Origin of the sequence: Bacillus sp. FDAARGOS_527 (genome assembly GCF_003812125.1) — a bacterium.
In the GTDB taxonomy this organism is placed as follows: Bacteria; Bacillota; Bacilli; order Bacillales; family Bacillaceae_G; genus Bacillus_A; species Bacillus_A paranthracis.
The window spans coordinates 3,678,812-3,692,415 of sequence record NZ_CP033795.1 but is presented as its reverse complement, the minus strand read 5'-3'; the positions used below and the strand labels follow the sequence as shown (position 1 = coordinate 3,692,415).

The following is a 13,604-nucleotide window of genomic DNA, read 5'->3' as shown; positions in this document are numbered from 1 at the left end:
TGTCTTCATTGTATATGGAAGTGGCTGGACAAACTATCGAACGAGATGACAATACCATTACATTGTTGTAATAGAAGAAGTGGTGTAATGTAAGGTGTATTTTGTTATAAAAAAAATAGTACAGATATACAAAGAGAGAGTGTAACAGTTTTGAAAATATAGTATACTGAAAATACAACACATGAAGAATTTAGGGAAAAGAAAGTATGGTGAAACCTTTTGGCTACCAAGCATAACCAAATTTTAGAACATATTAATAGCCTGCCAGTAGGGCATAAAATTTCTGTAAGGCAAATTGCAAAAGATTTGAGTGTAAGTGAAGGTACAGCTTATCGTGCAATTAAAGATGCAGAAAATAAAGGGTATGTTAGTACGATTGAACGTGTCGGAACAATTCGAATTGAACAAAAGAAGAAAGAAAATATTGAAAAGCTGACATATGCAGAAGTCGTTAACATTGTCGATGGTCAAGTACTTGGAGGCAGAGAAGGACTACATAAAACGTTAAATAAATTCGTAATCGGAGCAATGAAATTAGAAGCGATGATGCGCTATACAGAAGCTGGAAACTTACTTATTGTCGGTAATCGTACGAACGCACATCAATTAGCGTTAGAAACCGGAGCTGCGGTGTTAATTACGGGCGGATTTGATACGGAAGATCATGTGAAGAAATTAGCAGATGAATTAAAACTGCCGATTATTTCAAGTAGTTACGATACATTTACAGTTGCAACGTTAATTAACCGTGCGATTTACGATCAGCTTATTAAGAAAGAAATTGTACTCGTTGAAGATATTTTAACGCCAATTGAAGAAACGTTATATTTAAAGCCAGATGATACAGTGCAGCAATGGCATGCGTATAACGAAGAGACGATGCACGGAAGATATCCGATTGTTGATGAAAATAAAAAGGTATTAGGTATTGTAACTTCAAAAGATATGATCGGTGTAGCGAAAGAAACACCAATTGATAAAGTGATGACAAAACATCCGATTACGGTAAATGGAAAAATGTCTGTCGCAGCTGCGGCACGTATGATGGTGTGGGAAGGTATTGAGTTACTTCCAGTTGTTGATGAAGGAAATAAGTTGCAAGGTATTATTAGCCGTCAAGATGTACTTCAGGCGTTGCAAATGATTCAGCGTCAACCGCAAGTCGGTGAAACAATTGATGATATTGTAACGAATCAATTTATGACGCCGAAAGAAGCGAAAAATGAGCATCTATATCAATTTTCAGTGACACCGCAAATGACGAATTCAATCGGAACGTTATCTTACGGTGTATTTGCAACGATTGTGACAGAAGCAACGAATCGCGTTATTCGTGCGCAAAAGAAGAGCGATTTAATTGTTGAGAACTTAACAATTTATTTCGTAAAACCAGTTCAAATTGATAATGTTGTATCGGTTCATCCGAAAGTATTAGAAATTGGACGTAAATTTGGTAAGGTTGATGTAGAAGTGCATCATGAAGGTAATGTTGTTGGGAAAGCATTACTTATGGTGCAATTGATCGATAAATAAAAAGATGGAGCAAGCCGCTTTGGTTTGTTCCATTTTTTTTAAGAAGGTATAGTAGAGCTTTTTAAAATTTAGTTATCAACTGAATCTATTATGTTTTGAATTGCAAAAGAAAAAGGTAAATTACGTTCTGTTTCATATTTATAAATAGAAGCGTGTAATCATTTGCAGATGCTCGAACAATAATTGTGGAGGTGTCGAATGGGAGTCATATTTTTCTTTTTAGGTTTCATACTTGTAATTACTGTTCATGTGATAACTCATAGAATAATGGATTTAAGTAAAAAGAAATTGTATGTAATAAGTTTGATTTTCGCTATTATTTGTTCCTTTATCCCTACAACTGGAGAAAATAAGAGCGATTTTCTTTACTTTGGTGTACCAGCTGAAACATTTGTTTATTATGGCGGATGGGAATTTTTATTTAATCCATTAGGTTTTTTCTTTAACTTTATTTTGTTTTATTGGATTTTGAAGCTATTACTTAAGTTCGGTCAGAGTTTTGGGAGAGAAGTGAAAAAATAGCAGGATATGTATCGGTGCGGATAGAAAATTGGTGATTAGTCGATAAGAAAGTTTCATTGTTGTATGGGGGAAATATTTCAGAAGCAGCCATTCGACTTGGAACTGCTTCAAGAATCTTTTATATGGCAGGGAAAATACCATTAAGACTTGATATTGAACCTATTAAAAAGAATCCTGATTATTTCATTCGCCGATATATTCAGTATGCGGAAGAGGAGTTATGCAGTAAGACAATTGTCTGATAAAAAACAGAATATTAATTCATTTGGATTCTAGACTATGTTATAATTTAATTGTAAGAAAATGGATTCCTGAAAGGTGGTATGCATGATGTCATCAACAGTACTCTTTTTTGGTAGTATCGCACTATTTTACTTCCTTGTGATGATACCGATTCAATATTTATACTTACAAGGTTTACATGAAAAAAAGAAAAAAACAGGATTATCTCAGCGAGAGCTATATGAAAAAATGTCTTTTGGGGAAGAACAATTACATCTCCATGTGCAAGGCAATCCATTCAATATTCCTTCTGCGTTTGTCGCATATATGATTTTAAAAGTTAGAGGACGTAAAAAAGCATCACAATGTTGATGCTTTTTTACGTTGCTTCATAAGCTTCGGCTTCTTCAACTGCTAATGGTAAGAAATGTTTGTATTGGCGAAATCCATTAAAGGCACTTGCACTGCCAAATAGAACGAATAAGATACCAACGATAATACGAGCGGTTGAAAGTTCTAAAAAGAATTGGTTTATCCCGAAGAATAAGACGAATGAACCGAGTGCCATTGCGGATTTTCCTGAGAGCCAACCTTTCTCCATTGGGCGGTTTGTACGAAAGTATTTTGTTTTGTAGAAGAGGTACAACATAAATGAGACGATAATACAGAAGACTAATACTGGCATCATGCACACTCCCATCGCTTTATGAAAAAATAGTAGAGAAAAAAGAAATATCTAAACTTTCTAATTTTTATTATAAAGCAATTGTTCGCATGTATGAAATACTTTCCGTTATAATGGAGGATAAAGTGAGACTTTCATTAGTGTAGGGATGTTTCCGCGCTAATGATTAGCCCACATTCATTGGGCTTTTACTGCACGTTGAAGTGAAGAAGTTGAATAAAAAGGAGATTATACATATGCATGAGCAAATTTTAGGAGCAATTAAAGAGTTTGATACAATTATTATTCATCGTCATGTGCGTCCGGATCCAGATGCGTTAGGTTCACAGGGCGGTCTTAGTACAATTCTACAAGAATCGTTTCCAGAGAAAAATATTTATACGGTTGGGTACAATGAACCGTCATTAGCATATTTACGAGTAATGGATGATATTGAAGATAGTATATACGAAAATGCGCTCGTTATCGTTTGTGATACAGCAAACCAAGAACGTGTTGACGATCAACGCTATACAAAAGGGAAGATGTTAATCAAAATTGATCATCATCCAAATGAAGATCCATACGGAGACATTACGTGGGTAGATACGACAGCAAGTTCTACAAGTGAAATGATTTATGAGTTTTATAATTATGGAAAAGATAAAGGATTAAAAATAACGAAAGAAGCAGCTCGTCTTATTTTAGCGGGTATTGTTGGGGATACAGGTCGTTTCTTATTCCCGAATACAACAGCAAAAACACTTCGTTACGTAAGTGAGCTTGTTGACATGGGTGTGAAATTCACAGATTTATACAATGAAATGTATAAGACAAAAGAAAAAATCGCTCGTTTAAACGGTTATATTTTACAAAACTTTACGATGGTAGAAGAAGGAGCAGCTTACATTAAATTAACGAAAGAAGTATTAGAAGAGTTTGATGTACTTCCTTCTGAGGCATCCGGCGTTGTTGGAGCACTTGGTAATATTGATGGATTAAAGGCATGGGTTCTATTTTTAGAGGAAGACGATGTGATTCGTGTTCGCCTTCGTTCAAAAGGACCAGTTATAAATAAATTAGCAATGCAATATAACGGCGGAGGACATCCGATGGCTTCTGGTGCAAAAGCATCTTCTTGGGAAGAAGCGGATCGTCTATTTGCTGATTTACGTGAGATTTGTAAATAAGAAATTATATGTTAGAACGAAAAGAAGGAGTGGCGCTAAACCCCTCCTTCTTTATTTTTCTTTCTCTATCGTAATGCTAATTTCAAGCACGGTATCGAAAGATATTGTATCGACTTTAAAACGGTATAGCCGATCGTAATGTTTGTACGTCTTGTTTTCGATTACCTTTTTGAGTAGGTCTTTATTTTTTGCGATACTTTGTATGTTTTTCGTTAAAAGATGCTGGAGGTCATTATGGATAGATGTAGTCATATTTTCGAGTGTAAGATTGTCTAAATCGTATTTTTCTCGATTTATAAGTTTTATTTTAATCTCTTGAATGGTTAAGAGCCGTTTATTTTCAGTATTTAATTTTTCTTGATCTTCGAGAAGGACGTGGAGCTTTGCTTCTTGTTTTTCTATAATTTCTCTTTGTTCTGCTATTTTACTAGCTTGTTCTTCTTGAAAAACACCGTATATGTACAAAAAAATAAACCAGCTCAACACGCCTCCAACAGCAGCCCCAGCTAAAACTAAATACCATCTTTTTGCTGTATTGGCACTTGGTACTCTCATACATGTTCCTGCGTTAGCCATTTAATAATAATAAGACCGGTTTGCATACCACCCGTTGCGAAAAAAATAAGGAGAATTTGTTTTACGATATCTTTCATATCCCCGCCAAAGAAACTTCTTTCAAAGCTATAAAAAGTATCAAATGTTCCGCCGATCGCTGCAACGAGTGCCCAAATTCTTAAATTTTGGGCGAATTGATTAATGTACGTTAGAGTTGGTTTTCCGATAAGAAACGCACCAAATCCACCAATTAATGAACCACCAAGTATAACCCCAAAGGCAATAAAATAACTAATAATAAGCAGAGAGAAAAAAGTATGTTCTCTTACATCCATCGTCATTCCCCTTTCTTCTTCATATATATGGACAAAGTATAAGAAGTATGTTTTGATTTCCGCTTTCCTCTTCACCTATAATAAAAGTAGTCAAATAGGTAAAGAGAGGGTACAACAGTGAAGTTTGTGCATTTACAATGTCAAACCGTTTTTAGTTTATTAAAAAGTGCTTGTAAAATTGATGAACTTGTAGTTAGGGCGAAAGAGCTCGGTTATTCATCACTTGCTATTACGGATGAAAATGTTATGTATGGCGTGATTCCGTTTTATAAAGCATGTAAGAAACATGGTATACATCCTATTATCGGCTTAACAGCTTCTATTTTTAGTGAAGAAGAAGAAAAGTCTTATCCGCTTGTCTTACTTGCTGAAAATGAAATAGGTTATCAAAATTTATTAAAGATTTCTAGTAGCATTATGACGAAGTCAAAAGAAGGTATTCCGAAGAAATGGCTTGCGCATTATGCGAAAGGGCTAATTGCAATTTCACCAGGGAAAGATGGAGAAATTGAACAATTATTATTAGAAAACAAAGAAAGTCAGGCTGAAGAAGTAGCTCGTGCATATCAAAATATGTTCGGCAATTTTTATATGAGTTTACAGCATCATGCGATTCAAGATGAACTGCTTCTGCAAGAAAAATTACCTGCATTTATGAATAGGGTAAATATTCCGGTTGTAGCGACGAACGATGTACGCTACATCAATCAAAGTGATGCACTTGTTCATGAATGTTTATTATCTGTTGAAAGTGGAACGAAAATGACAGATCCCGATAGGCCGAGGCTGAAAACAGATCAATATTATTTAAAATCATCAGATGAAATGGAAGCCCTATTTTCTCACGTAGAAGAAGCGATTTATAACACAGTAGAAATTGCAGAACGTTGCAGAGTAGAAATACCGTTTCATGTAAATCAATTACCGAAATTCCCTGTTCCATCTAACGAGACGAATGATATGTATTTGCGCCGCGTTTGTGAAGAGGGATTACAGAAACGTTATGGTACGCCGAAAGAAGTACATATAAACCGTTTGAATCATGAATTAAACGTTATTTCTAGTATGGGGTTTAGTGATTATTTCCTCATCGTATGGGATTTTATGAAGTATGCGCATGAAAATCATATATTAACAGGACCAGGCCGTGGATCGGCGGCTGGCTCACTCGTTTCTTACGTATTAGAAATTACAGATATTGATCCAATTGAATACGATCTATTATTTGAAAGATTTTTAAACCCCGAACGTGTGACACTTCCAGATATTGATATCGATTTTCCGGATATAAGACGTGATGAGATGATTCGATATGTGAAAGATAAATATGGTCAGCTTCGTGTTGCGCAAATTGTAACGTTTGGGACGCTTGCAGCGAAAGCGGCAATTAGAGATATTGCGCGTGTAATGGGGCTTCCGCCGAGAGATATTGATATATTCTCAAAACTTATTCCATCAAAGCTTGGGATAACGTTAAAAGATGCTTATGAAGAGTCGCAATCGCTTCGTGAGTTTATTCAAGGAAATCTTTTACATGAGCGTGTATTTGAGATTGCAAAACGTGTAGAAGGCTTACCGCGTCATACGTCTATTCATGCAGCTGGCGTTATTATGAGTCAAGAACCGTTAACGGGAAGTGTAGCGATTCAAGAAGGGCATAACGATGTGTATGTTACGCAATACCCAGCTGATGCGTTAGAAGAACTTGGGTTGCTCAAGATGGACTTTTTAGGATTACGTAATTTAACGTTACTTGAAAATATTATAAAGTTTATCGTGCAAAAAACAGGGAAAGAAATCGATATAAGAAATTTACCACTTCAAGATGAAAAGACGTTCCAATTGTTAGGTAGAGGGGATACAACAGGTGTATTCCAGCTTGAATCAGGTGGTATGCGAAATGTACTTCGCGGGTTAAAGCCGAATGAATTTGAAGATATTGTCGCTGTTAACTCGTTATATAGACCAGGACCGATGGAACAAATTCCAACCTTTATTGAATCAAAGCATGGAAAAAGAAAAATTGAATATATACATCCGGACTTAAAACCGATTTTAGAAAGAACATACGGTGTAATTGTATACCAAGAACAAATTATGCAAATTGCGTCGAAGTTAGCGGGCTTCTCGCTCGGAGAAGCAGATTTATTACGCCGTGCAGTTAGTAAAAAAAATCGTGATATTTTAGACCAGGAACGTAAGCATTTTGTGCAAGGTTGTTTACAAAATGGTTATGACGAGACATCTGCAGAGAAAATTTACGATTTAATTGTAAGATTCGCAAATTACGGTTTTAACCGAAGTCACGCTGTAGCCTACAGTATGATTGGATATCAGCTTGCCTATTTAAAAGCGAATTATACGTTGGAATTTATGACGGCGCTATTATCGAGTGCAATTGGAAATGAAGATAAGATTGTGCAGTATATACGAGAAACGAAGCGAAAAGGTTTTCATGTTTTGCCGCCGTCTCTTCAGAGAAGTGGTTACAATTTCCAAATAGAAGGAAATGCGATACGTTACAGCTTACTTTCCATTCGAAACATCGGAATGGCTACAGTGACAGCATTAATCGAAGAACGAGAGAAAAAAATGTTTGAAGATTTATTTGAATTTTGTCTGCGCATGCCATCAAAGTTTGTAACAGAGCGAAATTTAGAGGCGTTCGTCTGGTCTGGGTGTTTTGACGATTTCGGTGTTTCGAGAACGAATTTATGGAAAAGTCTTAAAGGAGCGTTAGAGTATGCCAATCTTGCACGTGATTTAGGAGATGCTGTTCCGAAATCAAAATACGTACAAGGAGAAGAGCTCTCTTTTATTGAACAGTTAAATAAAGAGAAGGAAGTACTAGGTTTTTATTTATCAAGCTATCCGACAGCGCAGTATGTGAAGTTAGCGAAAGAATTAGAAATTCCAACTCTCGCTCAGGCGATGCGACATAAGAAAAAAGTACAAAGAGCTATCGTGTACATAACAAGCGTGAGAGTGATTCGTACGAAAAAGTTGCAAAAGATGGCATTTATTACATTTTGTGATCAAAATGATGAAATGGAAGCAGTTCTTTTCCCCGAAACGTATATACATTTCTCAGATAAGTTACAAGAAGGAGCAATTGTTTTAGTTGACGGCATGATTGAGCTTAGAAATCATAAGCTGCAATGGATTGTAAATGGACTATATCCGTTAGAAGAAATGGATGTGTATGAAGAAAAGAAAGATGCGTCTGTTTACGTGAAATTGCCGTCTCAATATGAGAAAAAGCTTTTAAATCAGGTTACTAAAATATTGTTTGACTATTCGGGTTTTGCGAAAGTACTAATTTATTATGAAAAGGAACATAAAATGGTACAATTATCACGAAGTTTATCGATTCATCCAAGTGAAGAATGTTTAGGAGCACTTCGTGAAATTGTCGGGGAAGAAAATGTGGTTGTGAAAATATAATGGACAATTTCCCTACACTTCGATTATTATAGTAGTAGTGTTCGTGGTCAGACCACTTGGAGAAATTGATATCAGCAAGAATAATTTGAGGAGAGTGGATAGTTTGTCAACACTTCGTGAAGAAGCACTTCACATGCATAAAGTGCATCAAGGAAAATTAGAAACTGTATCAAAAGTAAAAGTAGAAAATGCAAAAGATTTAAGTCTTGCATATTCTCCAGGGGTTGCAGAACCTTGTAAAGAAATTTATGACGATAAAAGTAAGGTATATGAATATACGATGAAGGGAAATATGGTAGCAGTTGTGACTGATGGAACGGCTGTACTTGGTCTTGGTAACATCGGACCTGAAGCATCTCTTCCAGTAATGGAAGGTAAAGCTGTATTATTCAAGAGCTTTGCTGGTGTAGATGCATTCCCAATTGCCTTAAATACAAACGATGTAGATAAAATTGTTGAAACTGTAAAATTAATGGAGCCAACTTTTGGCGGCGTTAACTTAGAGGATATCGCAGCACCAAACTGCTTCATTATTGAAGAACGTTTGAAAAAAGAAACAAATATTCCTATCTTCCATGATGATCAACACGGAACAGCTATCGTAACAGTAGCGGGTCTTGTGAACGCGCTAAAACTAGTTGGAAAGAAAATGTCTGACATTAAAGTTGTCGCAAATGGCGCAGGTGCAGCAGGTATTGCAATTATTAAGCTTTTATATCGCTATGGCGTACGCGACATTATTATGTGTGACCGTAAAGGGGCAATCTATGAAGGTCGTCCTACAGGTATGAATCCGGTGAAGGATGAAGTTGCAAAATATACAAATAAGAATCGTATCGAAGGTTCTTTAGCTGATGTTGTACAAGGTGCGGACGTATTCATTGGTGTATCTGCAGAAGGTGCATTAACAGAAGAAATGGTTCGTACAATGAATGACGATGCAATTATTTTTGCAATGGCGAATCCAGTTCCAGAAATTATGCCAGAATTGGCAAAAGCAGCGGGCGCAGCTGTTGTTGGAACGGGTCGTTCTGACTTCGCAAACCAAGTAAATAATGTACTAGCGTTCCCTGGTATTTTCCGCGGTGCACTTGACGTACATGCGACACAAATTAATGAAGAAATGAAGATGGCAGCTGTACAGGCTATTGCTGAGCTTGTAGCAGAAGATGAGTTAAATGCAGACTATATCATTCCAGCACCGTTTGATGCGCGTGTAGCGCCTCAAGTGGCAGCTTACGTTGCGAAAGCTGCAATGGAGACAGGAGTAGCTCGCCGTCAAGTAGATCCAAATGAAGTTGCTGAGAAAACAAAACAATTAGCGCTGATTGGTAAAGAATAAGCGAGGAATTTCCATTGACATCATCAAATACAAAAGTATATCTCGAAATTGTAAAAAAAATCCGTTCCATTATGGAAGAGGATGGATTGGTAGCAGGGGATCGTTTGCCGTCTGAGCGTGAGTTAAGTTCACGTTTAAATGTAGGGCGTTCCTCTGTAAGAGAAGCGTTGCGTGCTTTAGAACTTGTAGGATTAATTGAAACGAGACGTGGTGAAGGGACATTTATTCGAAACTTTTACGATAACGGTCTTGTACAATTGATTGCTCCGTTCTTGCTGCAAGATGAGAAAACAATTCGTGATTTATTACAAACAAAACGATTGCTTGAGAAAGATATGATTCGAATTGTATGTAATTTACCGAAAGAAACGTTTTCTAAAGTGCTAAGTAAATTACATCAAGTGCTTGAAGGAAATGAAAACTCAATTCCAATGCTTCACCAAACGTTCTTTAAAACACTTATTGAACAAGTCGATAATTATTTACTATATCGCATTTGGATGATCGTAAATGATTACGTATCAACGCTTTCTTGTAAAGTTTCAGGAGATTCTATCGATATGTATAGAAAGCTTTATGCTACTTTGGAAGAAAAACAAGAAAATGATGCACTAAAAATTTACGATGAATTAGTAGAGAATATACAGTTTCACTCGTAATGTATAAAATTTGTCGAAATGACCATGACACGTTATGACAAACATTCTATCGCGTAGCGGTTAAAGTTAAACGTAAAGAGTGAGGTTATTAGACAGATTGAGAAGATAAGGCTAACATCAAACTTTGGTGTTAGCCCAATTTTCTTCTTGCGCTAACCTTAGCTCTCAACGAAGGGGGTCAAATTGTGCTAAGAGATTTATTCGTGAAAAAGAAAAAGTACGCTGCAATACCTTCAGAACAAGTACGAAAAGATGTACCAGACGGCGTTATGACAAAATGTCCGAAATGTAAAAAAATCATGTATACGAAAGAGCTTCTAAAAAATTTAAAAGTATGTGTGAATTGTGGATATCATCATCCTATGAATGCATGGGAACGTCTTGATAGTATATTGGACGAAGGGTCATTCCGTGAGTATGACAAAGAAATGGTTTCATTAAATCCACTCGAGTTTCCAGATTATGAAGAGAAACTAGAGAGCGATCGTAAGAAGACTGACTTGAACGAAGCGGTTGTAACTGGTGAAGGAACAATTGATGACATGCTTGTTGTTGTTGCAGTAATGGATTCTCGTTTTCGAATGGGGAGCATGGGCTCTGTTGTAGGAGAAAAAATTGCCCGTGCGGTTGAAAAGGCGTACGACTTACAAGTTCCATTTATTATCTTTACTGCTTCGGGTGGTGCCCGTATGCAAGAAGGGATATTAAGTTTAATGCAAATGGCAAAAACAAGCGTAGCTTTGAAAAAGCATAGTAATGCAGGAGGATTATTTATTTCTGTTATGACTCACCCAACGACGGGCGGGGTTTCAGCGAGTTTCGCTTCACTTGGTGATTATAATCTTGCAGAACCAGGGGCGCTGATCGGATTTGCTGGTAGACGTGTAATTGAACAAACGGTGCGTGAGAAACTACCGGAAGATTTCCAAACGGCAGAATTCTTACTAGAACATGGTCAATTAGATGCGGTGGTACATCGTGATGATATGAGAGAATCGCTTCGTAAGATTTTAGAAGTTCATCAAGGAGGGGAAATGGCTGTATGGCAGAGCTAGAATTTGAGAAACCAGTTGTTGAGCTAAGAAATAAGATTCGTGAACTGAAAGACTATACGAAAAACAGCCAGATGGACTTCAGTGAGGAGATTCGTATTTTGGAAGACAAGCTAGAAAATTTAGAGGAAGATATATACGGCAATATGAAAGTATGGGACCGTGTTCAAATTGCTCGTCATGCAGAACGACCGACAACGCTCGATTATATTGAGCACTTATTTACTGATTTTTTTGAATGTCATGGAGATCGTCTATTTGGCGATGATGCAGCGATTGTCGGCGGCATTGCGAAGTATAAAGGGATGCCTGTAACTGTAATCGGGCATCAACGCGGAAAAGATACGAAAGAAAATATTCGCCGTAATTTTGGGATGCCTCACCCAGAAGGATATCGAAAAGCATTGCGTTTAATGAAGCAGGCGGAAAAGTTCAATCGTCCAATTATTTGTTTTATTGATACGAAAGGAGCTTATCCTGGTAAAGCTGCTGAAGAACGTGGTCAAAGTGAAGCGATCGCCCGCAATTTATTTGAAATGGCAGGCTTAACGGTGCCTGTTATTTGTATCGTTATCGGCGAAGGTGGTAGTGGTGGTGCACTAGGTCTTGGAGTAGGAGATTACATTCATATGCTAGAAAATTCCACTTATTCTGTTATTACGCCAGAGGGTGCAGCGGCAATTCTTTGGAAAGATGCAGGAAAAGCAAAGGAAGCTGCAGAGGCGATGAGAATTACAGCAGCAGATTTGAAAGAATTAGGTGTAATTGACGAAATTATTCCAGAGGCAAAAGGTGGAGCACACCGTAATGTTTTGAAACAGTCAGAAAATATAGATTTAATGCTTAGAAAAACTTTTGAACAATTAAACGGAATTTCGAAAGATGAATTAATCGAAAAACGTTATGAAAAATATATGAAAATTGGGCAAGTTTCGTTTTCAAACGCTTCCATTTGGATAAAATAAGAAAAGCGTGCGTTCCACTTCGCGAATGCACGTTTTTATTATGAAAAGACACATCTTCTCCATTGTATTTTTATATTTTTTCGTGTTATTTTATTATAAGGCAAATAATCTTTATGAGGTGAGTACAAATGAAACGTATTGGTGTATTAACAAGTGGTGGAGATTCACCTGGTATGAATGCTGCCATTCGTGCAGTTGTTCGTAAAGCGATTTTCCATGATATTGAAGTATATGGTATTTACCATGGATACGCTGGATTAATTTCTGGTCACATTGAAAAATTAGAACTAGGTTCTGTTGGCGATATTATCCACCGCGGTGGTACGAAATTATATACAGCAAGATGTCCTGAGTTTAAAGACCCAGAAGTACGACTAAAAGGTATCGAGCAATTAAAGAAACACGGTATCGAAGGACTTGTTGTTATTGGTGGAGATGGTTCTTACCAAGGCGCTAAAAAATTAACTGAACAAGGATTCCCATGTGTTGGTGTACCAGGTACAATTGACAATGATATCCCTGGAACAGACTTCACAATTGGTTTCGATACAGCTTTAAACACTGTTATTGATGCAATTGATAAAATTCGTGACACAGCTACATCTCATGAACGTACATATGTTATCGAAGTAATGGGACGTCACGCTGGTGATATCGCATTATGGGCTGGTTTAGCTGATGGTGCGGAAACAATCTTAATTCCAGAAGAAGAGTATGACATGGAAGATGTTATCGCTCGTCTGAAGCGCGGTAGTGAACGTGGTAAAAAACACAGTATTATCGTTGTAGCTGAAGGTGTTGGAAGTGCAATTGACATCGGTAAGCACATTGAAGAAGCAACAAACTTTGATACTCGCGTAACTGTATTAGGTCACGTACAACGTGGTGGATCACCAAGTGCACAAGACCGTGTATTAGCAAGCCGTCTTGGTGCAAGAGCAGTTGAATTATTAATTGCTGGTAAAGGTGGACGTTGTGTCGGTATTCAAGATAACAAACTTGTTGATCATGATATTATCGAAGCGTTAGCTCAAAAGCATACAATCGATAAAGATATGTATCAATTATCTAAAGAATTATCCATCTAATCGGCGTAATGTCGGATATTTGGGAACGGTTTC

Annotated in this window: 13 protein-coding genes and 1 pseudogene; 11 read left to right on the top strand and 3 right to left on the bottom strand. The window is 37.0% G+C overall.

The window, feature by feature from the left end:
• Window positions 1-219 precede the first annotated feature (219 nt).
• From EGX95_RS21760 to EGX95_RS21745, 4 genes and pseudogenes are all read left to right on the top strand, one after another.
• The gene (locus EGX95_RS21760; RefSeq protein WP_000201583.1) at window positions 220-1,533 is read left to right on the top strand and encodes a CBS domain-containing protein; all 1,314 of its coding nucleotides are present in this window, start codon (window positions 220-222) and stop codon (window positions 1,531-1,533) included.
• A gap of 198 nt (window positions 1,534-1,731) precedes the next feature.
• Window positions 1,732-2,055: a hypothetical protein gene (locus EGX95_RS21755; RefSeq protein WP_000538201.1), complete on the top strand. Its 324-nt coding sequence runs from the start codon at window positions 1,732-1,734 to the stop codon at window positions 2,053-2,055.
• Between the two features lie 62 nt (window positions 2,056-2,117).
• Window positions 2,118-2,297, top strand: a pseudogene (locus EGX95_RS21750) (hypothetical protein); the annotation flags it as partial.
• Window positions 2,298-2,385: 88 nt separating this feature from the next.
• Entirely contained in the window at window positions 2,386-2,649 is a 264-nt protein-coding gene (locus EGX95_RS21745) for a DUF3949 domain-containing protein (protein ID WP_000099739.1), read from the top strand.
• A 7-nt stretch (window positions 2,650-2,656) separates the two neighbouring features.
• On the opposite strand, the gene EGX95_RS21740 is transcribed toward EGX95_RS21745, so the two are convergent.
• Entirely contained in the window at window positions 2,657-2,962 is a 306-nt protein-coding gene (locus EGX95_RS21740) for a YtpI family protein (RefSeq protein ID WP_001144762.1), read from the bottom strand.
• A gap of 236 nt (window positions 2,963-3,198) precedes the next feature.
• On the opposite strand from EGX95_RS21740, the gene EGX95_RS21730 reads away from it, so the two are divergent.
• Entirely contained in the window at window positions 3,199-4,131 is a 933-nt protein-coding gene (locus tag EGX95_RS21730; RefSeq protein WP_000545143.1) for a DHH family phosphoesterase, read from the top strand.
• A 51-nt stretch (window positions 4,132-4,182) separates the two neighbouring features.
• Here EGX95_RS21730 and ytrI read toward each other — a convergent pair whose 3' ends face one another.
• Complete coding sequence (gene ytrI, locus EGX95_RS21725) at window positions 4,183-4,686, bottom strand: sporulation membrane protein YtrI (protein ID WP_001265736.1); 504 nt, start codon at window positions 4,684-4,686, stop codon at window positions 4,183-4,185.
• The gene (locus EGX95_RS21720; protein ID WP_002003648.1) at window positions 4,683-5,096 is read right to left on the bottom strand and encodes a YtrH family sporulation protein; all 414 of its coding nucleotides are present in this window, start codon (window positions 5,094-5,096) and stop codon (window positions 4,683-4,685) included. Before EGX95_RS21720 ends, ytrI begins: the two co-directional genes overlap by 4 nt.
• 42 nt (window positions 5,097-5,138) lie before the next feature.
• On the opposite strand from EGX95_RS21720, the gene dnaE reads away from it, so the two are divergent.
• From dnaE to pfkA, 6 genes are all read left to right on the top strand, one after another.
• A complete protein-coding gene (dnaE, locus tag EGX95_RS21715) occupies window positions 5,139-8,465 on the top strand; it encodes a DNA polymerase III subunit alpha (RefSeq protein ID WP_000673755.1) in 3,327 nt (1,108 codons plus the stop codon).
• A gap of 133 nt (window positions 8,466-8,598) precedes the next feature.
• Window positions 8,599-9,807 (top strand): NADP-dependent malic enzyme, encoded by a 1,209-nt coding sequence (locus EGX95_RS21710; RefSeq protein ID WP_011199012.1) that lies wholly within the window; start codon window positions 8,599-8,601, stop codon window positions 9,805-9,807.
• A 14-nt stretch (window positions 9,808-9,821) separates the two neighbouring features.
• A complete protein-coding gene (locus EGX95_RS21705; RefSeq protein ID WP_000204437.1) occupies window positions 9,822-10,466 on the top strand; it encodes a FadR/GntR family transcriptional regulator in 645 nt (214 codons plus the stop codon).
• A gap of 185 nt (window positions 10,467-10,651) precedes the next feature.
• Window positions 10,652-11,521 carry an acetyl-CoA carboxylase, carboxyltransferase subunit beta gene (gene accD, locus EGX95_RS21700; protein ID WP_000942861.1) on the top strand — a complete coding sequence of 290 codons (870 nt, stop codon included), beginning with the start codon at window positions 10,652-10,654 and terminating at the stop codon, window positions 11,519-11,521.
• Window positions 11,509-12,483, top strand: coding sequence for an acetyl-CoA carboxylase carboxyl transferase subunit alpha (gene accA / locus EGX95_RS21695; protein ID WP_000818794.1), 975 nt, complete (start codon window positions 11,509-11,511; stop codon window positions 12,481-12,483). Before accD ends, accA begins: the two co-directional genes overlap by 13 nt.
• 128 nt (window positions 12,484-12,611) lie before the next feature.
• Window positions 12,612-13,571 carry a 6-phosphofructokinase gene (gene pfkA / locus EGX95_RS21690; protein WP_000821163.1) on the top strand — a complete coding sequence of 320 codons (960 nt, stop codon included), beginning with the start codon at window positions 12,612-12,614 and terminating at the stop codon, window positions 13,569-13,571.
• The last annotated feature ends 33 nt before the right edge of the window (window positions 13,572-13,604 follow it).